7 protein-coding genes are annotated in these 25,552 nt (G+C 57.6%); 4 read left to right on the forward strand and 3 right to left on the reverse strand.

Translation table 11 applies throughout. From position 1 onward, the window contains the following. Positions 1–21 precede the first annotated feature (21 nt). Genes rcsB through GC087_RS08460 form a run of 3 tightly spaced genes read right to left on the reverse strand, consistent with a single transcriptional unit; the run spans position 22 to position 4,511 of the window. Positions 22–672, reverse strand: coding sequence for a response regulator transcription factor RcsB (rcsB, locus tag GC087_RS08450; protein ID WP_006120001.1), 651 nt, complete (start codon positions 670–672; stop codon positions 22–24). 1 nt (position 673) lies between these two features. Continuing rightward, complete coding sequence (rcsD, locus tag GC087_RS08455; RefSeq protein WP_033740607.1) at positions 674–3,337, reverse strand: phosphotransferase RcsD; 2,664 nt, start codon at positions 3,335–3,337, stop codon at positions 674–676. Between the two features lie 19 nt (positions 3,338–3,356). Further along, a complete protein-coding gene (locus tag GC087_RS08460) occupies positions 3,357–4,511 on the reverse strand; it encodes an MFS transporter (RefSeq protein WP_033740605.1) in 1,155 nt (384 codons plus the stop codon). 679 nt (positions 4,512–5,190) lie between these two features. Here GC087_RS08460 and GC087_RS08465 point away from each other — a divergent pair. From GC087_RS08465 to GC087_RS08480, 4 genes are all read left to right on the forward strand, one after another. Beyond that, the gene (locus GC087_RS08465) at positions 5,191–20,217 is read left to right on the forward strand and encodes an Ig-like domain-containing protein (protein WP_324030281.1); all 15,027 of its coding nucleotides are present in this window, start codon (positions 5,191–5,193) and stop codon (positions 20,215–20,217) included. A 502-nt stretch (positions 20,218–20,719) separates the two neighbouring features. Beyond that, entirely contained in the window at positions 20,720–22,075 is a 1,356-nt protein-coding gene (locus GC087_RS08470; RefSeq protein ID WP_039338185.1) for a TolC family outer membrane protein, read from the forward strand. Positions 22,076–22,101: 26 nt separating this feature from the next. Beyond that, on the forward strand, positions 22,102–24,240 hold the full coding sequence (locus tag GC087_RS08475; protein WP_324030283.1) for a type I secretion system permease/ATPase: 2,139 nt from the start codon (positions 22,102–22,104) through the stop codon (positions 24,238–24,240). Next, positions 24,237–25,406, forward strand: coding sequence for a beta-barrel domain-containing protein (locus GC087_RS08480; RefSeq protein WP_033740600.1), 1,170 nt, complete (start codon positions 24,237–24,239; stop codon positions 25,404–25,406). The genes GC087_RS08475 and GC087_RS08480 overlap by 4 nt, the downstream gene beginning before the upstream one ends. Positions 25,407–25,552 lie beyond the last annotated feature (146 nt).

Raw genomic sequence — 25,552 nt, forward strand, 5'->3', positions numbered from 1 at the left:
GCGAGTGCACCGCCTGAAAACTTACTCTTTGTCGATCTGGGTCGCGCTGACCGATGACAGATAGTTGAGCAGGGCAATATCGTTATCCACACCCAACTTCATCATGGCCGATTTTTTCTGGCTACTGATGGTCTTAATACTGCGGTTCAGCTTCTTCGCAATTTCCGTTACCAGGAAGCCTTCAGCGAAGAGACGTAATACTTCGCTCTCTTTAGGCGACAGACGCTTATCGCCATAACCGCCGGCACTGATTTTCTCCAGCAGTTTCGCCACGCTTTCCGGCGTATATTTCTTGCCTTTCTGCAGCGCAGCCAGCGCTTTAGGCAGATCGGTTGGCGCACCTTGCTTCAGAACGATACCTTCGATATCCAGATCCAGCACGGAGCTGAGGATGGCCGGGTTGTTGTTCATGGTCAGAACAATGATCGACAGATCAGGATAATGGCGTTTGATATATTTGATCAGCGTAATACCGTCACCATACTTTTCACCCGGCATAGAGAGGTCGGTGATCAGCACATTGGCATCAAGCTTAGACAGGTTGTTAATCAGTGCTGTTGAGTCTTCAAACTCACCCACAACGTTAACCCACTCAATTTGTTCCAGAGATTTTCGGATACCGAAAAGAACAATTGGGTGATCATCGGCAATAATTACATTCAGGTTATTCATCTTATTGGTTACCTTGCTGCAGCAGTTGATTGACATAAGCGTCAATATTACTGGTGGTATTTTTAATGTTTGAATCGTCACACACTTTGATGTGGTGTTCTAATTCTTCACAAAGCTGTTTGCCCGGTGTCAAATTAAGCATAGCAAACACGCCTTTAAGGCGATGGGCAGTCTGAGCAAGCGAGGCATAATCGTTTATCGCTGACTCAGTATACAATCTCTTTACATCATCCGGTACTGTCTCAGTAAACAGCTGGAAATAGCCTCCACTTAGCAGTGGCGTGCTGGCGTCATCTTCTTCAGTGTTATCCTCCATTACATCGTGGGACAATTGCTTCTCAATCAGTGCCAGTAATGCATCCAGTAGTGCATTACTGAGATTGAAATTGACGCGATACTGTTGATCGTTCAGCGCATGATGGCCCGGTTCGTCTTCTGCCAGTAACAATGCCCAGCCACTCAGTTTGCCCGGATCGTCGGTGATCTGTACGTCGTGATCCTGACCCGAAATACGTTCATCAGGCGTCAGGCAGCGCGCGCCCCAGTTTTCCAGATGGCGACAAACAATTTTGTGGACATCTTCAACGGCGATCTCCACCAGCGCGGTTACGCCTTCCAGGATTTTCTCTTCCTCCTCATCACGCTGTTCCTCAAGCGTGAGGGGCAGTTGAATGTTATAGCGTGTGCCGATATCGGCTTTCGCCACAATCTCCAGGCTACCGCCCATTTGTTTACACAACTGCTTGCACAGGAAAAACGCCATGCCGGACGCCTGACCATAACGATCCTGACTGGTATCGCCCAGGAACGGGAAGTCCACGTTGGCCAGTTCATCCACGGTCAGTCCGGCACCGGTATCCACCAGTTCAATATAGACCCGGTCAGGCTGGTTCTCTGCCGTCTTCACCGCCAGGGTAATCTTGCCCCAGCGGGTGGTAATCAGCGCATAATGCATCAGCGTGGTGAGGATTTTGCGCAATGCACGTCGATCGCCAAAGCGCATCTCGTCATTTGCCAGATGATTATTCACCACCAGGGACAGGCCTTTGCGGCGCAGCAGCGGCAGGCTCTCCAGCGTAATTTCGTCCAGTAACTCTTGCAGGTTAAATACCGACGCATCAGGTGACCAGTCATGCGCTTCAAGACGATTCAGCAGCACGATATCGTCCACCAGACGAGCCAGTGACTGGCTCTCATCCAGAATATCCAGCACGCTTTCGTCATTATCACGCTGACTCAACTGCACCAACTGCGAGACGATTTTTTCCAGCGGCTGGTTTAACGCATGGCCAAGGTGATGCAGCAACTGCTGACGCATCTGGTGGTTGCGATCCAGCACCTGCTGTGCTTTTTGCAGTTTCTTGTTGACCAGTAATTCCCGATCCTGATCGCGCATCATAAACAGCTGTGTATGCGGCGATAAAACGCTACGCGCATGGCGTATTTCATACACTTCGTTGTTGATCGTAGCCTGTAATACACCCTGATGCTGATCGGACATATTGATGATCTTTTGCAGGTTCAGGTGAGGCAAAAGATGCTCGGCGATCTTATTACTTAACAAGGTACGGTTACTCGCAAAGTCGTACACCAACAGGCCCACAGGTAAGCTGGCCACAATCTCCTGATTAAGTACGCGAAGGGAGTCCAGTTCAGCACTCTGGTTTTCACTGGGACGAAGCGATTGTTTGCGGAGCAACAATACGCCACTCAGTGAAAGTAAAAACAGCACCAGGTTAATCAGTAGTGGCCACATCAGGTTATGCGCACTGTCGAGCAGCAGGCGAACAAGGGGGACCCGGTAAACCAGCTGCAGCGAGGTGCTGGGCAGGGCTGCGGCTATCTCAATGTCGTGGCTGACCAGCGAAACCTGGGTTGTCTCAAGGCCTTCCTGGTTTGTACTGGTGTTATTGGTAAAGCTGGCATCCTGACGCAACTGGAAGTTCTCTACCGGCATATTAAGCGGGATTAAGTCATTCACAGGCAAATCAAACGCGACGACAGTAGCCAGATGGCCGGGCTGATTAAACGTCGTACGCAGGGTAAAGTAGTGATCGTTCTGGAAAGCAAGGTGACGCAGAGGCGAAAAGCTTTCGCGTTCATCCAGCGCATTCGCCTGCTGCAGCATTTCAGCACGGCGCGCATCCACTAATGAACTTAACGCATTCTCTTTATAGCGAGTGGCCAAATCTTTCAGCGGCAGGGTCGATATCATAATCAGGCTGTTGTCCTGACCATTTAAGAAATACATCGACCAGGTCGGCGATTCGGCACCCCACAGCGTATCAAGATAACTGGACATCCGCATCGTCATATCCAGCGTGCTGCTGTCATGCGAACCAAAGATCAGCGCTTCGGTTTTACGTCGGGTTTTTTCGAGGTAATAGACATCAGGACGCAGACGCGTCTCTTGTAAATTGCTGGCAGGGACGGAACCTGCCGCACTGGCCGAGAGGTTTTCATAAATTTGCCAGGTCACGAAACGATAGGTATCAATACGTTTTTGTACGTCGTGCGCCATATCGGCCATGGCATAGCGTTTATCGGTTAGCCAGGCATTAATTGAATTTTGCACCATACAACCCAGCGCCAGTAACAGTACCAGGTTAAATACGATAAAAAAGCGGGTGACATTGCTGGATGTCAGAGGAAACTTATACAACATAGCGTCTCAGATACCTGATTTATCGCGCAACGTTGCGCGCACTGACAGCCACAGCCAACAAGAGCAGTGCAATCAGTAAAAATGCACCGCTAAGGCTAATCCATTGAGAGATGAACCCGATCAACGCCGGACCAGAAAGAATACCTGCATATCCCAACGTTGTCATGGCTGAAATCGCCAGGTTAGCGGGCATTGCATGCTGATTACCCGCCGCGTTAAATAACATAGGCACGGTATTGGATAAACCAAATCCCACCAGTAAGAAAGCCAGTAATGACGCTTCCGGCCAGGGCAGCAGGACGGCGAGCGCCAGGCCCGACGCCGCGGCCAGCGCGCCCATGACCATCACTGGATAGCGGCCAAAACGTTGAATAATCTTATCGCCAGTAAAGCGTCCTGCCGTCATCGCTACAGAGAATACGGCATAGCCCAGGCCCGCATGTGCCGTCGACATTGACGGATTTTGCAGCAGCAACAGGGCACCCCAGTCCAGTACTGCGCCTTCTGCCAGAAACAGGATAAAGCACAGTACGCCCAGAAAGGCGACACGCCCGCGCGGAATCACCAGCCAGGGCTGATCAGGCTGATGTAAGCGCTGGTTCATATAGCCGGACAGCCGCCACAGCAGCAATGCGACCATCACCGCCATAACGATCAGAACCGATAAGAGAGGGGTCAATGTCAGACCTAACAGCAGACTTACCGCACCGGCACCTAAAATGCCTCCCAGGCTGAAAAACGCGTGAAAGCCTGACATCATGGGGCGTCCTGCGGCTTTTTCTACTTCCACCGCCTGATAATTCATTGCAACGTCCAGCATCCCCAACCCGGCACCAAACAGCATGAGTGCTGCGGCCATCACCAGATGGGAAGGCGCGGTTGCCAGCACGGGTAGCATCAACAGGACCAGCAGCGTCGAACTCATCATCACCCGCCGGCAGCCAAAGCGGGCGACCAGCGTGCCTGTGACGGGCATCGCAAGCAGTGAACCAATCCCCAGGCAGAGCAGCAGGGCACCGAGGGATGCCCCTTCTAACTGCAAGCGATCGCGCGCATAAGGTACCAGTGGTGCCCAGGCTGACATGCCCAGTCCATTAATTAAAAAAATGGTACGCGTACCGGCGCTAAGGCGGCGTTCAGAACAGGTTGATTTTGCGGCATCCAGTGCTGTCATGGCTCTTATTTCATCTGTATCGAAGCAAAAAAGTGTAGCATCAAATTGCTGCAAAACGCTGTGAGAACACAGGCTTAACAGTTCATCATTTTACGTAGATGATTTTCGCGCAGCGCCAGTGTACCGACTTTTAGCGGTGCCAATGATTTTTCCAGAACTTTCCTGGCTTACTTTCCCTCCTGCCGCGACGTTGTATGACCGTGGTCACATTTTCGCTATGTGTATTGCTTAGTTAAATTTGAGTATGCCTTCAGCCTGTCAAGGCCTAAAAAAAACAGGTTAATCCGTAACTTTGCGCATTTTTAGAAATATTTAGCAACATCTGAAAGCGATGCGCGGCACATTTTTGCCACTTTTTTACTGACAAAACCAAAATTTGGCTAATGTTATCTTGGTTAAATCATAAATAAAACTGCATATTACGATTGATTTTTACCCTGACTGTGATGAATATTATTTTCATGATGTTGCCAAAAGTAAGTTCGGGTTAATTAAAATTTAAACAATTATTACGCTTCGCTTAGATTTTTTGTCATCGTTCTTGATTTTTTTACCTATTGTCGCACCGGGTTGAAACGTTTTCAGATTCGCAGCAAGTAAAACGTGGAAAAGTTACCCATAAATTATTTTTATGGGTTTCATTTCAGTTAATTAGCTTCTCTGGTGGAGTAAGGTCAAGATGGCAGAAATCACTCAAACTCGGGTGGATATCATTTCCCGTGCAAATGGTACGCTCATTTCACAGGTCGATGGCGTCTCAGCACAAACGATTACCCTCAGTGAACCCAGCGTTGTCCGTATTAACGGCACACGTGAAGTGGTGACGCAATTTCAACGGCAGGGTGATGACCTTATCGTTCAGATGCGTGACGGCAGCACGGTTCGCTATAAAAACTTCTTTCTGGATGATGCTGCCGGCGATCACAGTGAACTGGTGTTTGACGATGGTGTGAATCCCCCAGAGCATGCGCTTTTCCCCACGGCGGTTGACGCAACAGATTACGCCGCCACAACCATGACGCCCACCTATGAATCTCTCGACAGTGTCGATCCCCTTCTCCTGGCTGATAACAGCAATATTTCTACCGGACTAATGACCGCCAGCGGTGTGGGCCTGCTTGGTCTGGCGGGCGTTGCACTGGGTACCAGTCGGGGCGGAGGAGGTGGTGGTGGTGACAACCCGGCCGCACCGGGAACGCCCGGTGCGCCAACGCTCACCGTCAACCCTTTCGCCGGGGATAACGTGCTGGACAACACTGAGAAGGCGTCAGATCAAACGCTTTCGGGCACCACAACCAATGTGGAGGCAGGCCAGACCGTCACCGTGACGCTGGGCGGACAGACCTACACCACCACGGTAGGAACAGACGGTAGCTGGAGCGTGACGGTGCCGTCCGCGGCGCTGCAGGCGCTGGCGGCGGGCACGGCGACCATCGCGGTCACGGTGAGCAACGCGGCGGGCACCGCAGCCACGACTACCGAAACCATCACCGTGGAGGCGCCGGTGACCTCGCCGGGCGATCCGACGGTGACCCTTGCGCCCTTTGCCGGGGACAACATTCTGGACAACGCGGAGAAGGCCACGGATCAGACCGTCTCGGGCATCACCGCCAACGTGGAGCCGGGCCAGACCGTGACCGTGACGCTGGGCGGGCAGACCTACACCGCCACGGTGGGCCAGGACGGCAGCTGGAGCGTGACGGTGCCGGCGGCGGCGCTGCAGGCGCTGGCGGCAGGCACAACGACCATTGAGGCGACGGTGAGCAACGCGGCGGGCACCGCAGCCACCCAGACCCAGGCCATCACCGTGGAAGCGCCGGTGACCTCGCCGGGCGATCCGACGGTGACCCTCGCGCCCTTTGCCGGGGACAACATTCTGGACAACGCGGAGAAGGCCACGGATCAGACCGTCTCGGGCATCACCGCCAACGTCGAGCCGGGCCAGACCGTGACCGTGACCCTAGGCGGACAGACCTACACCGCCACGGTAGGAACAGACGGCAGCTGGAGCGTGACGGTGCCGGCGGCGGCGCTGCAGGCGCTGGCGGCGGGCACGGCGACCATCGCGGTCACGGTGAGCAACGCGGCGGGCACCGCAGCCACGACTACCGAAACCATCACCGTGGAGGCGCCGGTGACCTCGCCGGGCGATCCGACGGTGACCCTCGCGCCCTTTGCCGGGGACAACATTCTGGACAACGCGGAGAAGGCCACGGATCAGACCGTCTCGGGCATCACCGCCAACGTGGAGCCGGGCCAGACCGTGACCGTGACCCTGGGCGGACAGACCTACACCGCCACGGTGGGCCAGGACGGCAGCTGGAGCGTGACGGTGCCGGCGGCGGCGCTGCAGGCGCTGGCGGCGGGCACGGCGACCATTGAGGCGACGGTGAGCAACGCGGCGGGCACCGCGACCACCCAGACCCAGGCCATCACCGTGGAAGCGCCGGTGACCTCGCCGGGCGATCCGACGGTGACCCTTGCGCCCTTTGCCGGGGACAACATTCTGGACAACGCGGAGAAGGCCACGGATCAGACCGTCTCGGGCATCACCGCCAACGTGGAGCCGGGCCAGACCGTGACCGTGACCCTGGGCGGACAGACCTACACCGCCACGGTGGGCCAGGACGGCAGCTGGAGCGTGACGGTGCCGGCGGCGGCGCTGCAGGCGCTGGCGGCGGGCACGGCGACCATCGAGGCGACGGTGAGCAACGCGGCGGGCACCGCAGCCACGACTACCGAAACCATCACCGTGGAGGCGCCGGTGACCTCGCCGGGCGATCCGACGGTGACCCTCGCGCCCTTTGCCGGGGACAACATTCTGGACAACGCGGAGAAGGCCACGGATCAGACCGTTTCGGGCATCACCGCCAACGTGGAGCCGGGCCAGACCGTGACCGTGACCCTGGGCGGACAGACCTACACCGCCACGGTGGGCCAGGACGGCAGCTGGAGCGTGACGGTGCCGGCGGCGGCGCTGCAGGCGCTGGCGGCGGGCACGGCGACCATCGAGGCGACGGTGAGCAACGCGGCGGGCACCGCGACCACCCAGACCCAGGCCATCACCGTGGAAGCGCCGGTGACCTCGCCGGGCGATCCGACGGTGACCCTCGCGCCCTTTGCCGGGGACAACATTCTGGACAACGCGGAGAAGGCCACGGATCAGACCGTTTCGGGCATCACCGCCAACGTGGAGCCGGGCCAGACCGTGACCGTGACCCTGGGCGGACAGACCTACACCGCCACGGTAGGAACAGACGGCAGCTGGAGCGTGACGGTGCCGGCGGCGGCGCTGCAGGCGCTGGCGGCGGGCACAACGACCATTGAGGCGACGGTGAGCAACGCGGCGGGCACCGCAGTCACCCAGACCCAGGCCATCACCGTGGAGGCACCGGCAACACAGCCCGGCGATCCGACGGTGGCTCTTGCGCCCTTTGCCGGGGACAACGTACTGGATAACGACGAAAAAACGTCGGATCAGCTCATTTCAGGCGTTACCAGCAACGTGGAGCCGGGCCAGACCGTGACCGTGACGCTGGGCGGGCAGACCTACACCGCCACGGTGGGCCAGGACGGCAGCTGGAGCGTGACGGTGCCGGCGGCGGCGCTGCAGGCGCTGGCGGCAGGCACAACGACCATTGAGGCGACGGTGAGCAACGCGGCGGGCACCGCGGCCACGACTGCCGAAACCATCACTGTGGAGGCACCGGCAACACAGCCCGGCGATCCGACGGTGGCTCTTGCGCCCTTTGCCGGGGACAACGTACTGGATAACGACGAAAAAACGTCGGATCAGCTCATTTCAGGCGTTACCAGCAACGTGGAGCCGGGCCAGACCGTGGCCGTGACGCTGGGCGGGCAGACCTACACCGCCACGGTGGGTCAGGACGGCAGCTGGAGCGTGACGGTGCCGGCGGCGGCGCTGCAGGCGCTGGCGGCGGGCACAACGACCATTGAGGCGACGGTGAGCAACGCGGCGGGCACCGCGGCCACGACTGCCGAAACCATCACCGTGGAGGCACCGGCAACACAGCCCGGCGATCCGACGGTGACCGTCGATCCTTTTGCCGGGGACAACGTGCTGGATAATGCAGAAAAAGCAACGGATCAGATTCTGTCCGGCACCACCGTCAACGTGGAGCCGGGCCAGACCGTGACCGTGACCCTGGGCGGGCAGACCTATACCACCACGGTGGGCCAGGACGGCAGCTGGAGCGTGACGGTGCCGTCGGCAGCGCTGGGCGCATTAGCGGCGGGCACGACGACAATTGCCGTCAGCGTGGCTAACAATGCCGGAGACATCGCGACGGGCAACCAGGACATTATCGTTGAACCCGCAGCGGGGACACCGGGATCGCTGACGATTACCCAACCGCTGGGCGGAGATGGTTTTATTAATGCGCTGGAGGCCAGCCAGGGCGTTATCGTTAAGGGTGCGTTCCTTGGTGGGACACCGGGTCAGCAGATTGCGGTTAACTTTAACGGTGTCAATTACAACGGTACCGTAGATGGTGACGGATTATGGTCGGTCACGATGCCTGCAGCCGCTTTTGACGGCGTGGCAGACGGGCTGAAATCGATTACCGTCAGCACCGTGGATGCTAACGGTAACCTCGTGACCGGCACAGCTGACGTGATCCTGCAGGCCACAACATTGCCTGCTGTTAACCTCGACAGCGGCGCGATCAGCGATGGTGTCCTTAATAATCTGGACGCCGCCAGCGATCAGGTACTGAGCGGGAATACCGGCATTACCGGTGACGGACAACAGGTACAGATTCAACTCGGCGGCAACACCTACAACGTTCCGGTTAATACGGACGGCAGCTGGAGTACGACGATTCCTGCCACCGATCTGTCTGCCTTACCGCAGGGGAATAACCCACTGGTTGTCAGTGTGGTTGATCAGGCTGGCAACGTGGTTACCCAGACAAATAACCTCACGGTGGATACTCAGTCACCTGTGCTGGGCGTTGATCCCGTGGGCGGCGATAACACGCTAAGCGTCAGCGATCTGACACAGCCACTGATCCTGAATGGTACCGGCCAGAATGGCGATCAGGTCACACTCTCGCTCAACGGCAGATTTTACCGGACGCTGGTGGCCTCCAATGGCCGCTGGTCTTTGAGAGTTGACCAGTCTGATCTCGCTGCATTACCGTCAGGCAGCAATCCGTTTACGGTCACGGTGACGAATGCCAATGGCAGCCAGACGACGTTCACCAGCGATCTGAATGTCGCGACGGCACCAGAAGTCCAGCCTACCATTACGGTTAATTCGGGTAGTTTTGCTGGCGATGGCATTCTGGATGGTGCCGAACAGCAGCAGCCACAAACCCTTACCGGCACCACAACCAATGTTGAGGCGGGACAACAGGTTAGCGTTACCCTGAATGGCGTGACCTACACGGGGACAGTAGAGCCCAACGGTAACTGGCAAATCACGCTGCCGTCCACCGCATTGTCCGGCTTGCCGAATGGTGCGCAGTCGCTGACCGTTGAGGTCGTAAACGCCGTCGGGAACACCAGCAGTGCGGAGCTGACCTTTACGGTCGACAATACGGGCAGCAGCGTTGCGCTGTCGCCTGTAGGGACAAATAACTACCTCAATGTTGAGGATGTGGCCAGCGATGTCGTGTTGAGTGGCACCACAATCAACATTCCTGCGGGCAGTCAGGTGACCGTTAGTGTTAATGGCACCAGCTATACCGGCACGGTCGATGCGCAGGGCAACTGGACGGTGACGCTGCCTGCCGGTTCACTGGCTGAACTGCCAAACGGTGCTCTGCCGGTCATTACCACTATCACCGATGCCGGTGGTAACACGCTTGCCACCAATACAACGAATATTAACGTCTTTGCTACCGATCTGCCGATCGCAACGGCTGGCGTCGCCTTTGGTGATGGCGTGCTGAATGGCGCTGAAGCCACGGCCAACGGCACGATTACGGGCAACAGCGGTGTGACCGGAGCCGGGCAAGGCGTCGTCGTCAACTTCAATGGGGTTGACTATAACGGCACGGTAGATGGTGCAGGTAACTGGCAGGTGAGCATTCCGTCAGGCATCCTCGCTGCGCTGGATCAGGGAACGGTACCTTATACCGTCACGCTCACCGATATTGCCGGCAACACCAGTACGGCCTCTGGCTCCGTCAAGGTGGATACCGTGCCGCCGGTGCTGCAGGTTGCCACGCCTTCTGGCGATGGCGTACTCAACGCCACGGAAATTCAGCAGCCTCTTGTGCTGACCGGCACCAGTGAAAACGGTGCGACCATCGTCGCCTCGTTTAATGGTACAACCGTCACAACAACGGCTAATACAGATGGCACCTGGACGCTGAATGTACCGGATGCTGCGTTGAGTGGATTGTCTGACGGTAGCTATACCTTAACGGTGACGGCGACAGACAGTGCCGGTAACGTCTCTACCAATACCAGTAACCTGACGGTAAAAGCGGATGCGGCTTCGCTGCCAACGTTAACCCTGAATCCCTTCGCAGGCGATAATGTCGTCGATGGCGCAGAGCGTCAGGTCAGTCAGGTGCTGTCCGGCACCACCACGAATGTCGAGCAGGGTCAGACCGTCACCCTCACTGTAGGCAGCGATGTTTTCAGCGGCACAGTATTGGGGGATGGCACCTGGCAACTGACTGTTCCGGCAGAGGTCCTCGCTTCGCTGGCTGACGGCAGCGCCAGTTACACCGTGGCCGTCAGTGATGCCGCAGGCAATACCGCCACTGGCAGTCTGGATCTGACGCTCAACAGCAATGCTTCGGGCATCGCGCTGGCTCCCCTGAGCGACGATAACTATCTGAATGCCGGTGAGGCAACCGACCCGCTGATTGTTAGCGGAACCACGGTCAATGTCGCGCCCGACAGCACGGTTACGCTGGTGTTCAATGGTGTCACGTATACCGGCACGGTTTCAGCCACCGGAACCTGGAACATTGTGATCCCACCTGCCGATCTGGCAAGCCTGACGGATGGGCCGACCACGTTGACCGTATCGGCTACGGATACCACGGGGGCCGTACTCAGCAGCTCAGGCACGCTGAACGTGGCCATTAACAATGTACCCAACCCTGTCGTTATTAATGCTTTTGATGGCGGCGTGATTAATGCAGACGATGTCACCAGTGCGCAGGCGCTGAACGGCACAACTGGCGTGAGTGGCGTTGGGCAAACCGTTAACGTCACCTTTAACGGTAATATCTACAGCGGAACCGTGGACGCAAACGGCAACTGGCGCGTTACGCTGCCTGCTGATGCGCTTACCGCTCTGACTGAGGGCAGCACCGGCTATACGGTGACGGTCACGGATGCGGCCGGTAACAGCCGTTCCGTTGCGGGCACTGTCGAGGTGGATCTCACCCCGCCAGGCCTGACGCTGGATCCGGTGACAGGTGATGATGTTGTCGACCCGACCGAGAGCACCGGACCGATTGTGCTCAGCGGCAGCAGTGATGCCGGGGAAGGTCAGGTGGTAACGATCGCCTTAAACAATCAGGTATGGACCACGGCAGTTGACGCCGAAGGCAACTGGAGCTTTACATTGCCCGCTGGCGCACTGGAAGGTATTCCCGCAGGCAGCTATGCACTGGCCGTGACCGTCAGCGATCTGGCCGGAAACAGCGTGACAGAAACCCGCGAGATTACCGTATCAACGAACAGTCTGCCGATCAGTATCGTTACACCTTTCACAGACGGCTATCTGAACCAGATCGAGTCCACGACTGACCAGACACTCAGCGGCACCACCGGCGCTTCTGGCGCAGGTCAGACCGTCACGGTGACCGTGGGGGGAAATGATTACAGCGCGACAGTGGATGCACAGGGTAACTGGTCTCTGACTCTGGGTAGTGATGTCCTTCAGGCACTGACAGAAGGCGTCAATCCCATTGTCGTCAATGTGACTGACGCGGCGGGTAACACGGGCAGCCTGGACAGTAACATCACCGTGGATTTCACACCGCCTGAACTGACTCTGACGCCGGTTACCGGAGATAATCAAATCAATGCAGTGGAGGTGCTGCAGACCATTCCGGTTTCCGGCACGGCATCGCTGGCTGATGAAGGGCAAACGGTTACCGTGACCTTACAAGGCCAGACTTATCAGACGCTGGTGCTTCAGGATGGAAGCTGGCAGGTCAATATTCCTGCCAGCGTCATGCAGGGCTTACCGGATGGCACGTATGCGTTGGATATTACCCTGACAGATGCGGCGGGTAACCAGACCACGCTGACGCAAAATCTGACCCGCGTCGCCGACAGCGCGTCATTGCCCGTGCTGACAGTCGATACCGTCAGCGGCGATAACTTACTGAACCGGGCAGAAGCCGCTGCGGATTTCACCATCAGCGGTGGCAGCACGAACCTGACGGCGGGGCAGGTTGTGACTGTCACCCTGAACGGTCAGAGCTACACCGGTGCCGTTCAGGCAGACGGCAGTTGGAACGTGACCGTTCCTGCGGGTGATGCTGGCGCGCTGCCAGATGGTGCGTTGTCTGTGGTGGTGGTGGCGAGCGATACGGCGGGCAATCCTGCCAGCAGCACTGCCAGCCTCACTGTCATCGCCAGCGAGGCGGCGCAGCCAACGCTTAGCGTAGATGTAGTGGCAGCGGACGACATCATCAACGCAACCGAAGCCGGAACGGCGCTGGAGGTGACGGGCAGCAGCAGGCTACTGGCAGAAGGGACGCCTGTTACGCTGACCGTTAATGGTATTGCGTACCCGACCACCATTGATGCCAACGGCAACTGGCGCGTAACCTTGCCCGCCGATGCCCTTGCTGATCTGCCGTCCGGGACAGAACAGGCCTTTGTGGTGACGGCGAATGATGCTGCGGGCAATCCTGCGGAGGCCAGCCATAATGTCGCCATCGAAACGACCCTGCCATCGCTGGTCGATATTACCCTGAGCGCAGGCACGTCGCTGAATCAGGCCGAATCGCTCCAGGATCTGACGGTCACCGGTAACAGTGCGCCTGGCGCACAGATTAGCGTGACGCTAAATCAAATCAGTTACACCGCCCTGGCCGACGGAAACGGTGCCTGGACGCTGGCCATCCCGGCAGCGGATCTGCAAGCGCTGACTGATGGTGTTCAGACTGTCACTGTGACGGCAACGGACCCCAGCGGTAACGTCGCGACCGACAGCAGCACGACGCTGGATGTGGCGATCAGAAACGTACCTGTCCTGACGCTGGACGTCCCGTTTGGCGATGGCCTGCTGAGTCAGGCAGAGGCTGCGGGTGCGTTGACGCTGACGGGCACAGCCACCAATCTGGCCGAAGGCAGCGAAATCACCGTCACAATTGGGGATCAAGCCTTTACCACGACGGTCGCTGCCAACGGTATCTGGACGCTCAATCTGGCACCGGACGCGCTCAGCGGTTTACCCGATGGCGTGACGCAGGTGCAGGTGACGGCCAGTGATGTGGCGGGCAATCCGGCAGAAGCATCCGTCGGCGTTGAGATCTTACTGACGCCACCAGCGACGCCAACGGTTGCGGAAACGCTGTTTGGCGACAACGTCATCAATGCCAGTGAAGCTGCGTCAGTACAGCTGATTAACGGCACCACACCACTGAGCGACGGGCAAACCGTGAACGTGACTGTGGACGGCACACCGCTGACGGTATCCGTTGACGCCCAGGGTAACTGGACAGCCAGCCTGACGCCGGAAGTCATGGCGGGGCTGGCCGATGGCAGCCATACCCTGAGTATCGTGACGACCGATCGGGCAGGCAATACCTCGGTGACGACCACACAGGATTTCACGACGGCAACCGCACCGATTGTCGCGCCTACGCTTGATACGCCGTTTGGCGATGGACGCATTAACGCGGCCGAGGCGCAGGCTGGCGGTAGCCTGAGTGGCGATCTGAATAATGATAACGCCGCCGCCGTGACCGTTACGGTCAACGGGACGCTCTATGCGGCTGCCATTAACGGCGACGGCACCTGGTCACTGGATCTGCCCGCGAGCGTCCTGCAAACGCTGCCGGATGGGACCTGGCCGGTGACGATCACCGTCACCGACGTGAATGGCAATACGGCCAGCACCGTTGACAACATCATTGTCGCTGTGCAAACGCTGCCGAATGTGAGTCTCAATCTGCCGTTTGGCGATGGTGCGCTGAATGCCACTGAGGCGACACAGGACCAGACCCTGACCGGTACCACCGGCATCAGTGGCGCGGGGCAAACCGTCACGGTGGTGATCAGCGGCTTCAACAATGACGAACCGCTGAATGCGGTCGTGCAGAATGACGGAAGCTGGTCGCTCACGCTGACCCCGGATCAGATGGCGCAAATTCCTAACGGCAGCCATGTCATTACGGTGAGTGCAGCCGATAGTGCGGGGAACACTGACAACACCACATTAAACGTGGTGACCGCGGTGACGGCGCCCGTGCCGACTTTTGCGGCCACGCAGTTTGGTGGCGACAATGTGCTGAGCATCAGTGAGGCCGCCGCTGGCGTCACGCTGACGGGAACGACGGGCAGCAGCGGCGCAAATCAGGCCGTCAGCATTATCGTGAATCTGGACGGCATCAGCTATCCCGGTACGGTCGATAACGATGGCAACTGGAGCGTGACGATTCCGCCGAATGCGTTAAATTCGTTAGGGAGCGGTCCGTATACCGTCACCGTTAACGTCGTTGATGCTACCGGCAACCCGGGTACTGCCCAGTTTAACTTCACGGCCGATCTGACGACACCGGTGCCAACCGTGGCCCCGCTCGCAAGTGACGGTTTTATTAATTCAGCGGATGTCGCGAATGGCGTCACCCTGACCGGTAGCACAGGGGAACCCGGTGAAGGGCAGACGGTTGTGGTCACCTTAGGAGGGACAAGCTTCGATGCGGTGGTACAGGCAGATGGCAGCTGGACATTAGCCCTGAGCACAGCCGATCTGCAAGCTTATACCGACGGAAATTACAGTCTTTCTGTGGTCGCGACGGATGCGGCTGGCAACAGTGCCACCCTTACAGAGACGCTGACCATTGATACTACCGCACCTGTGATCACCACGGTGGCCTTTGCAGGGGATGACGGACTGGATTACGCCGAAAGTGTTCAGCCGCAGGTGCTGAGTGGCGTAGTAACAGGGGCTGAAATCGGGACTTCGTTGACCGTTTCCCTTGCGGGTACGGTGCTGGGCACGGGCATCGTTGGGGCAGACGGAAGCTGGAGCCTCACACTGACGCCTGAACAAATGCGTGACTTTACGCAGCCGACTACCACACTGACGCTGACCGTCAGCGATCAGGCCGGTAACCCGGTGACGCAGGAACTGTCAGTTCCGGTTGATCTGACGCCACCGCCGGGACCGCTGGTCACGCTGGGCACCGTATCGGGTGACAACATCATCAGTACGGTCGATCAGGCAAATGGTGTCGTGCTGAGCGGAACATCGCAAAACCTGGGTGCTACCGGCGAGGTCAGCATTGTCATCAACGGGACCCCTTACGCCACCACGCTGGATGCGAACGGCAACTGGACGACGGGAGCGCTGTCCGTCGCCGATTTCGGCACCACCGACGGGCCGGTCACCATTACGGTCAACGCGACCAATGGTTCGGAAACCGTCACGGCCACTGGCACCGTGCAGTTGGATCTGACACCGCCGTCACTCACTATCAATGACTTTGCGGGTGACAATGTCATTAACGACGGCGAAACTCAGGTACGCCAGACCATTAGCGGTACCTCGGACACCAGTGAGGCGGGCCGCGCAGTAACGGTGACGCTCAACGGCAAAACCTACACCGCCGTCGTGCAGACTGACGGCACCTGGTCAACCAGCGTACCGGCCAGTGATATGCAGGCGCTCGCCGAGGGTCAAACGGTCATCAATGCCCAGCTCAGCGATGCTGCGGGCAACGTGACTTCCGTCGACCGCACCGTGACTGTAGATACGACCGCACCATTGATTCAGACTGACGCCTTCCTGGGCGACAACCTGATTAATGCAGCCGATATCACAACCAGTCAGGTCCTGACCGGTCGCACAACGGGCGCAGAAGAGGGCCAAACCATTTCCCTGTTCGTGGGTGATGGTGCGCCGATCGCTACGGCGGTTATCGGTGCTGACGGCGCCTGGAGCATTGACTTAACGCCTGACGTGCTGGCCAGCCTTAACGATGGTCCGCTGGTCTTTGGTCTTCGTGTCAGCGATGTTGCAGGCAACCAAACCGATGCGACGATCACCGTCAACAAGGTGGTGAACGCGGCGTTAAATCTGGTGGTCGACTCTGTGTTTGGTGACGGCACACTCAGTGCGATCGATACCACGATTGCACAGACCATTACCGGCACGGCCACATCGGCCGGCGTGGGCGCGACCGTCGCGGTCACGATTGGTGGCACAACGCTGACCAGCGCGGTCGGACAGGATGGCAAATGGGCCATTGTGGTTCCACCGAATGTACTGGGTTTGATCAGTGATGGTCAGCTGGCGCTGGACGTCACCCTGACAGATGCTGCGGGCAACGTCCGTACCGTGGGGGAAACCGTGACGGCCATTGTCGATGCCGTACCCGTTGTGGGAACCCTGACCGGCCTGTTTGGTGGCGACAACTTGCTGAATATTGCCGAAGCGGCCGTCAACCAACAGATTGGCGGTACGATCGAAAATGCGGCGGCGGGATCGCAGGTGACGGTGACGTTAGGCACCCGCACCTACACCACCGCAGTGGACACCAATGGAAGCTGGAGTCTGACGCTGCCTGCTGCCGACCTGACGGCGCTGACGGCGGGTAACCAGACACTGGGCGTCAGCGTGATTGATGCTGTCGGCAACGTGGCCAGCAACAGTACCACCATTGGCATTTTCACCCAGACGCCGACTATCAGTCTGACCTCACTGTTCGGTGATGGTGTGCTTAACCTGGCCGACATTGCGACCAGTCAGACGCTCAGCGGCGTGGTCAACAACGTCGCAGCAGGTTCGACAGTCACGCTTACGGTAGGCGCCTCGCAGATTAACGCAGTGGTGGGAGCGAACGGCACCTTCTCCGCAACGGTGACGCCAGATATCCTCGGCACGCTGGCGCAGGGCAACCTCACCATCGGGGCAACGGTTACCGATGCTGCCGGGAATACGGCCTCGACCAGCGCGGGCATTCGCGTCGATACCGTGGTACCAACCATCACCCTCAATCCGCTGTTTGGGGATACGTTGCTGAACGTAGCTGATGCCCTGGCGGGGCAGACGATTAGCGGCGCGGTAACCGGGGCGGAAGCCGGATCTCGCGTGGTTGTGACGATTGCGGGGCAGCAACTCGTGACCGTCACCGATGCCAGCGGCAACTTCAGCCTCGGCTTAACGCCGACTTTGCTGAAAGGCTTGTCCGACGGCACGCTCACTGTAGGCGTCAGCGTCACCGATGCCGCAGGCAATACCAGCAGCAGCTCGGCCACGGCGACCGTAGGCATTAACAATCTGCCGAAAGTGACGCTGAACCCGCTGTTTGGCGACGGTGTGCTTAATATTGCCGAGTCGCTCGTGACGCAGACCATTACGGGGACCGCAACCGGCGTGGCGGCGGGCAGCACCGTGCGCCTGGCGATTGGCAACACCACGGCGACGGCGGTGGTGAATGCGGATGGCACGTTCTCTGCTTCGTTAAGCCCGGCGGTTCTTTCGACATTGCTTGGCGGCAACTTTACGGTCAGTGCATCGGTAACGGATGCGGTCGGTAACACCACCTCCACCAGCGCAGGCGTGCAGCTGGCCGTGACGCAGCCAACTCTGACGGTCAATACGGTGTTTGGCGACGGTGTCCTGAGCGCCGCAGACCTTTCAACTAATCAGACCATCAGTGGGTCGTCGTCACTGTCAGCGGGCGCAACCGTCAGCGCCACGTTAAACGGCGTGACCTACTCCACCAAAGTGGTGAGCGGCGGTGGGTGGACGATCAGTGTACCGAAGGCCGATCTGCTGAGCATCAGCGATGGTGCGAAAACTGTTGCCGTGACAGGGACCGACCTTAACGGTAATACCGTGTCCGGTTCGGGCAACCTGAGCGTCATCAGTAACAGTGCGCCGGCGTTAACCATTACCTCCCTGTTTGGTGACAACGCGCTGAGCGTCGCAGATGTGAAAACCACGCAGACGATTAGCGGGACGGCCACTAACGCGGAAGGATCGCTGGTGCAGATCACCATCGGTACCCAGACCTTTACTACGTCGGTAAACAGTAACGGGACCTGGAGCCTGCCGATCTCCGCAACAAACCTGGCGGCGATTGCGGACGGACTCTATACCGTTACCGCCAGCGTCACCAATGGTATCGGCAACAGCGGCAGCGCGTCTGCTTCGCTGGGCGTCGCCAGCCGCAGTACGCCGACCGTTGGGGTGAACAGCTACTTTGGCGGTGATGGTTATCTGAACATCTCTGAATCCAATATTGCTGAAACCATCAGCGGCACCAGCAGTAATGCTGTCGGCGGGCGCGTGACCGTTAACGTGGCAGGTAATATTCTGACCACTACTGTAGGCGCAAATGGCACCTGGAGCGTTAGCGTACCGTCAGCCACACTGAAAGGCATATCGGACGGCAGCCATTCGGTCGCGGTCACCGTCACGGATATCGGCGGTAACAGCACCACGACGACCAGTGCCTTTACCGCGTTGTCGCACAACCAGCCTGTCGTCGGGGTGGATCCGGTGCTCAGCGTCGTGACCGCACTGTTGACGGGTTTGACGGTGCAGGGCGGATCGCTGAACGCAGCCCAGGGTTCCAGAGTCAGCGTGACGCTGCTGCTGGCGAACGGCAGTAACGGGCCAACCATCAATACGACTACCGATGCTCTGGGACGTTACTCGGCTAATTTTGCCTCGTCACTGCTTTCTGTAGGGGGACTCTTGCTGTCAGTGAATACGCTGGCGAAAGTGACCATTACGGATGTAGCCGGTAACAGCTTTACCACCACAAACACGCTGTTGCTGGGGTCATTGTTGCCTGCCACGACCACGCTGTCGGCGGAGTCGTTTGCCACCTTCGCGGTGTCGGACGAAAGTGTTACGGTGGCCAGTCTGGAAACGCAGCATCACAGTCAGTCTGGCGAGGAAACAGCACCGGCGCTTCATGCCTTCTCTACACTGACCACGGAAGCCGATACGGTGGTGCCGACCAGCAGTACCGAGTCGGTGAATGTCGCGGAGCAAGCCGTTGTCGTGCCTGAAACCCCCATAACGGAGGAGGCTTACAGTATTGGTGGGGTGGTGATTACGCTGGAAGATGGCAGACAGATTGAAGGGGCGACGGTAAGCGGCAGCAGTGGTGCCGATACCGTGACCGTCAACGATCTGAATTTCAGCCATATTGATGGCGGTGCCGGTACCGATACCCTGGTGCTGGGCGGTGATCACATCACGCTGGATCTGACTGCGCTTGGCCTGAAAGTCGAAAACATTGAAATTCTCGATCTGGGTAAAAGTGGCACCAATTCGGTCAAACTTGATCTGAATGAGGCGCTTACGCTTACAGACAACCAGAGCGATGATTTGATGATTAAAGGCGCAGACGGCAGTCAGGTCACGCTGGTCAATAGCGATGGTGGCGTTTGGGAAATCAGTGGTGAGCGTATGCTGAATGGCCAGGCCTATGAGGTCTACCATAATTCGGCGCTTGCCAATGACAACACGCTGGGTGATGTGCTGGTCCAGCATAACCTGCAGGTCGCCATCGTCTAAACGGTGCAGTTTGATGGTTACACGCAGAACACAGCGGGTGCGCAAGCACCCGCTTTTTTAATCCGTTTTAACTGACCGTACCGCAGTTAATGCGCCGCATTCGATAGTGCGTGTCGGTCATCCATCCCCCAGGCGGAGGACTGGCACGGGATAAAGCGGTATATAACGTCACGCCCTGTCCTGACGCCTCGTCCATCAAAGGATAGAGTAATTCCTTAACTTTATTAACTGGCAGGTTGTTTACTTATGCTAATGACTTTTTGGGATTGAATTTGGCTAAAAAAACAGCTTTCAGACGAGATGTTTGATAAATGGCGATTTTTATCATGAACCTCTCGCCAATTTATACTATTAATATTAACGCGCGCTTAGCGGTAGGCTTTCAAAAAAATAAATTAAATTAACAATAAAGTGCGTGTTCTGCTGTCGCATTGCTGTTTTTTACGCCCCAAATCACCAGGTAATCCTCTAACGATGATAAACAGCCCTGTTGGTATGAAGAATGAAGAACGCGCGTCTGGTCCTGATCTGTTGTGCCTTAAATGGCATGGTACTCCCTGCAGCCCTTGCTGCGCCTTTACCCGAAGCCGAATTTAACTGGCGTGCCGCGCCCAGTGAAGAACAGGTGGCAACCTTAACCCTGCGTGAGGCGATTCTGCGCGCGTTTGCCCGCAATCCGAAGATTTCGGAAGCGGCCGCTCAGATTTACGTAGGGGAAGGGGATCTCAGTGCGGCCCAGAGCGCCTGGTATCCCCAGATATCGCTTCAGGGCGCAGCGGGGCGCTCACATCAAACGGATTCCTCCGGCAGTCTGAACAACAACGGCTCTGGCGGCATTATGCTCAGTCAGCTCCTGTACGATTTTGGCCGCACGAACGGTGCCATCGATGAACAGCATGCCCTTTCAGAGGCATATCGCTTTGGCCTGTTCGATGCCATGACGCAGGCCGCGAAAGATACGTTACAGGCCTATCTTGAGGTCAAACGCTATCAGTCACTTGCCATAACGGCCCAGACAAACATCGCGTCGCTTGAGCACGTTCGCGAAATTGCCAAAATGCGGGCGGATGCCGGTCTCAATTCTCAGTCCGATGTATTGCAGGCGGAAACCCGCATTGCTGCGATGCAGGCGACTCGTGAACAGTATCTGGCACAGCTTCGCTCGGCCAAAGCCCAGCTTACGGTCTTGACCGGCGTGGTACCGGCGACGTTGCCTGAACTTCCTCAGGCGCTGCTCAGGCAGCAGGTCACTCTTGATCGTATTGCCTATGAAAACAGCGCCTCGGTGCGCAGCGCGCAGTCTAAGCAGGAAGCCGCGCGTGAGCGGGTAAGGCAGGCCCAGTCTGGCCACTGGCCCAGTATCAAAGTGCAGGCGGGCCGGACGCGTTATGAAAACGATCAACGCTCATACTGGGACGACGAAGTGCAGCTCCAGGTTGAGGCGCCGCTCTATCAGGGCGGGCTGGTCAATGCCAAAACGCAGGCCGCCGAGGGTGAGCGTCTGGCCGCACAGGCGGCGGTGCAGCAAGCCAAGCTGGCCATTAATCAAAGCGCCTCCACGGCTTACGCCGATATGATTGGCGCCCAGCAACGCCAGCAGGCGGGGGAAGTGCAACTGGCCAGCGCGGAGCACACGCGCAATGTTTACGCCGACGAATACCGGCTCAGCAAACGTAGCCTGAACGATCTGCTCAGCGTTGAGCAGGATGTCTTTCAGGCCGACAGTTCCCGCATCATCGCCCTCTACGACGGCTGGGATGCCACCGTCCGCTATGCGGCCGCCGTTGACAACCTGCTCGATATCATGGGCATCGACCGCCAGAAAAACAGTGGCGATCTTCTTCCTTCGCTGCAATAGCCAGTCTGCACTAAAAGGCGTGAATAATGAGTGTACAAAACCTGAAGACGGAAAACTGGATTGCCGCGATGTTGCGTGTGGCGGCGCGTTTCGGCAAGCCTGCCGATGGAAAAACGCTGCGTCAGCAGATGCGCTGGTTCGAACATCTCCCTGCTGAACAGCAACTTGAACGGCTTTGCGGTTTGCTCGGCCTGCACCTGACCATGGTGTCCCCCAACATACTGCGCTGGCGCCAGGACATCACGCCTGTCGTGCTGGTTATGGAAAACCATAGCGTGGCGGTGCTGGAAGGCATTGATGGGGAGGGAAGCGCACGTTACTGGCTCAGCGAAGGCGGTGACGTGATTCGCGAAGGTGAGCTGGCGGGCCTGCTTTCGCGTACACAAGGGGATGTGGGCGTTATTGGCGTTGCCGCTCGTGGGCGGGATGCCCGCATTGATGAGTTTGTTCAGCCCTATGAGCCGCACTGGTTCTGGAAAAACTTTCGGGGCATGGGCCGCCGTATTGCTGAGATTTCCCTGGCATCGATCATCAGTAATGTTCTGGCGCTGGCCGGGATTCTGTTTTCCATGCAGGTCTACGACAGGGTCATTCCTGCGCAGTCCGAAGCTACGTTGTGGGTGCTGTTTGTGGGCGTGCTGATTGCCGCCGCCATTGAATATTTGATTCGTCTGATGCGCACGCAGGTATCCGATCTGATGGGGAAACGCATTGACCTGAAAGTCTCTGCCATGCTGTTTGCCCGGGCGATGAATATTCGTAACGAATCCCGACCTAAATCAACCGGCTCTTTTATCTCGCAACTGCGCGAGATCGATCAGGTGCGCGAGTTACTGACCTCCACGACCGTCGGCGCGGCGGCAGATTTACCTTTTGTCATTCTCTTCCTGTTTATTATGTCGTTTATTGGCGGCTGGCTGGTCCTGATTCCGCTGGCCGCCATTCCCCTCATTATTATCCCAGGCCTGCTGGTACAGTTTCCTATGGCCCGGCTGGCGAAAGCCGGCTTACGTGAAGGGGCACTGCGTAATGCGGTGCTGGTCGAGACCATCGAAGGCATTGAAGACATCAAGGCATTACAGGCAGAGCCGTATTTTCAACGCCAGTGGGAGCAAACGCATGAGGTCAGTGCGTCAATCGGTAATCAGCAACGCCTGTGGGGGGCCAGACTCACGGGCTGGGCATCGACCGTACAGCAGCTGACCTATGCGGGCATGCTGGTCTTTGGGGTCTATCTGGTGCTGGACGCACAAATCACGACCGGGACGCTGGTCGCCTGTAGCCTGCTTTCCTCGCGCACCATCGCGCCACTGATGCAACTCACCATGGTCTTTTCCCGCTGGCAGCATGCGAAAACCGCAATGAAAGGGCTGGATGAGCTACTGAAAAAACCACTCGATAAACCTGAGACCGCGACATTGGCCCACTGTCCGACGCTGACCGGGCACTATGAATTGCGCAACGTGCATTACACCTATGATGAAGAGAACGAAAAGAACGTACTCAATGTGCAGCAGTTAACCATCAGGCCCGGTGAAAAAATCGCCATTCTGGGCAAGGTCGGTGCAGGTAAATCCACCCTGCTGAAAATTCTGGCCGGTCAGGCACAGGCCACGCAGGGGAAAGTGCTGGTCGATGGCGTGGATATGGCGCAAATCGACCCCAGGGATCTCCGCCGTCAGCTCGGCTGGCTTTCTCATGATTCGCGACTGTTCTTCGGCACGTTACGTCAGAATCTGCTGCTGGGGAATCCACACGCCAGTGAACAGGAGATGCTGCAGGCGCTGCGTATCAGCGGTGCGTTGTCGCTGGTTCAGCAGGATGCGGCCAGTCTGGATCGCATTATTAATGAAGGTGGCCGTGGGCTGTCGGGCGGACAGCGCCAGATGATTATGCTCAGTCGGATGATTCTGCGCCAGCCACAGGTTGTGCTGCTGGATGAACCCACCGCCTCGATGGATGAGCAACTTGAAGATCATGTGATCCGCCAGATGCAGAGCTGGATCAGTGGACGAACGTTAATCCTGGTCACGCACCGTCCCGCACTGTTGAAGATGGTTGATCGTATCGTGGTGATGGAAAACGGCCGCATCATTGCGGATGGGACAAAAGAGCAGATCCTGCGGCGCGCGACCGTGGATGCCGGTCAGGGAGGTGCAGCATGAGCATCGTCATGTTAGACAAAGATTTGGCCAAACATGAGCGACGCACATCCACCATCATCTGGTTGTGCACCGCCGCGCTGGTGCTTTTTCTGATCTGGGCGCATTTCGCCATTCTTGATGAAGTCACGGTCGGCACCGGAAAAGTGACGCCGTCAACCCGTGCGCAGGTAATTGACAGTCTGGACGGCGGCATCGTGAAGCAGCTTAACGTGCATGAGGGCGATATCGTCGAAAAAGGCCAGATTCTGGCCACTCTGGATCCCACCCGTTTTCAGTCTAACTTTGGTGAAGTGCAGGCACGGGTGAGGACGCTGCGCGCTTCGTCTGAGCGACTGAGCGCAGAGCTGTCTGGTACACCACTCACCTTCAGCGCAGAGACGCTAAAAGAGCCGCAACTGGTGGCGCGAGAGAAGCAGTTGTACGAATCACGTCGCCGTAACCTGACAGAGACGATCAGCAACCTGCAACAGTCTTTACGGCTGGTTCAGGATGAGCTGCGTTTAACGGAACCGCTGGTGGCGAAGGGCGCCGCAGGGCAGGTGGAAGTCATTCGCCTGCGCCGTCAGGTCAGCGATCTGCGCGGTAAAATTGATGAGGCACGTAACGATTATCTGGTCCGTGCCCATGAAGAGCAGGTAAAAAACAATGCGGAACTGGATGCCCAACTGCAGGTTGCCGCAGGCAAAGAAGACCTGCTGACGCGTGCCACGCTCACTTCACCCGTTCGGGGTATCGTGAAGGATATCCAGGTCACCACGGTCGGTGGTGTGCTCGAACCGGGCGGTAAGATGATGGAAATCGTGCCGCTGGAAGATCAACTGCTAATCGAAACCCGTATCAATCCTCGTGATATCGCCTATATTCGGCCCGGCCTGCCAGCCGTGGTGAAAGTGACCGCCTATGACTCTTCCATCTACGGTGACCTGCCGGGCGTGGTGGAAACGGTCTCGCCAGATACCTTGCAGGATGAGGTTAAGCGCGATCAGTTTTATTACCGTGTTTATGTCCGCACACAAAAAGCGGAGCTGACAAACCGGGCCGGACGACGCTTTCCCATTGTGCCGGGCATGGTGGCGAATGTAGAGATCAAGACAGGGCAGAAATCTGTCATGGATTATTTGCTTAAGCCGTTGAATAAGGTCAAAGAATCGATGCGTGAACGTTAATAAGGCGTGGAACCGGACCGGTAACCTAGCTGGTTTCGGTCCGTGATAAAATACAGGGGAAACTTCGTAAGAGGTGAGGGTTAATTTGGCGAGGGCGAAGCGGCATAAGTGACGAATAATTCAGCACTTAGCGGTGCTATTTTCCG

It is taken from the genome of Pantoea sp. JZ2, from assembly GCF_035191405.1.
In the GTDB taxonomy this organism is placed as follows: domain Bacteria; phylum Pseudomonadota; class Gammaproteobacteria; order Enterobacterales; family Enterobacteriaceae; genus Pantoea; species Pantoea stewartii.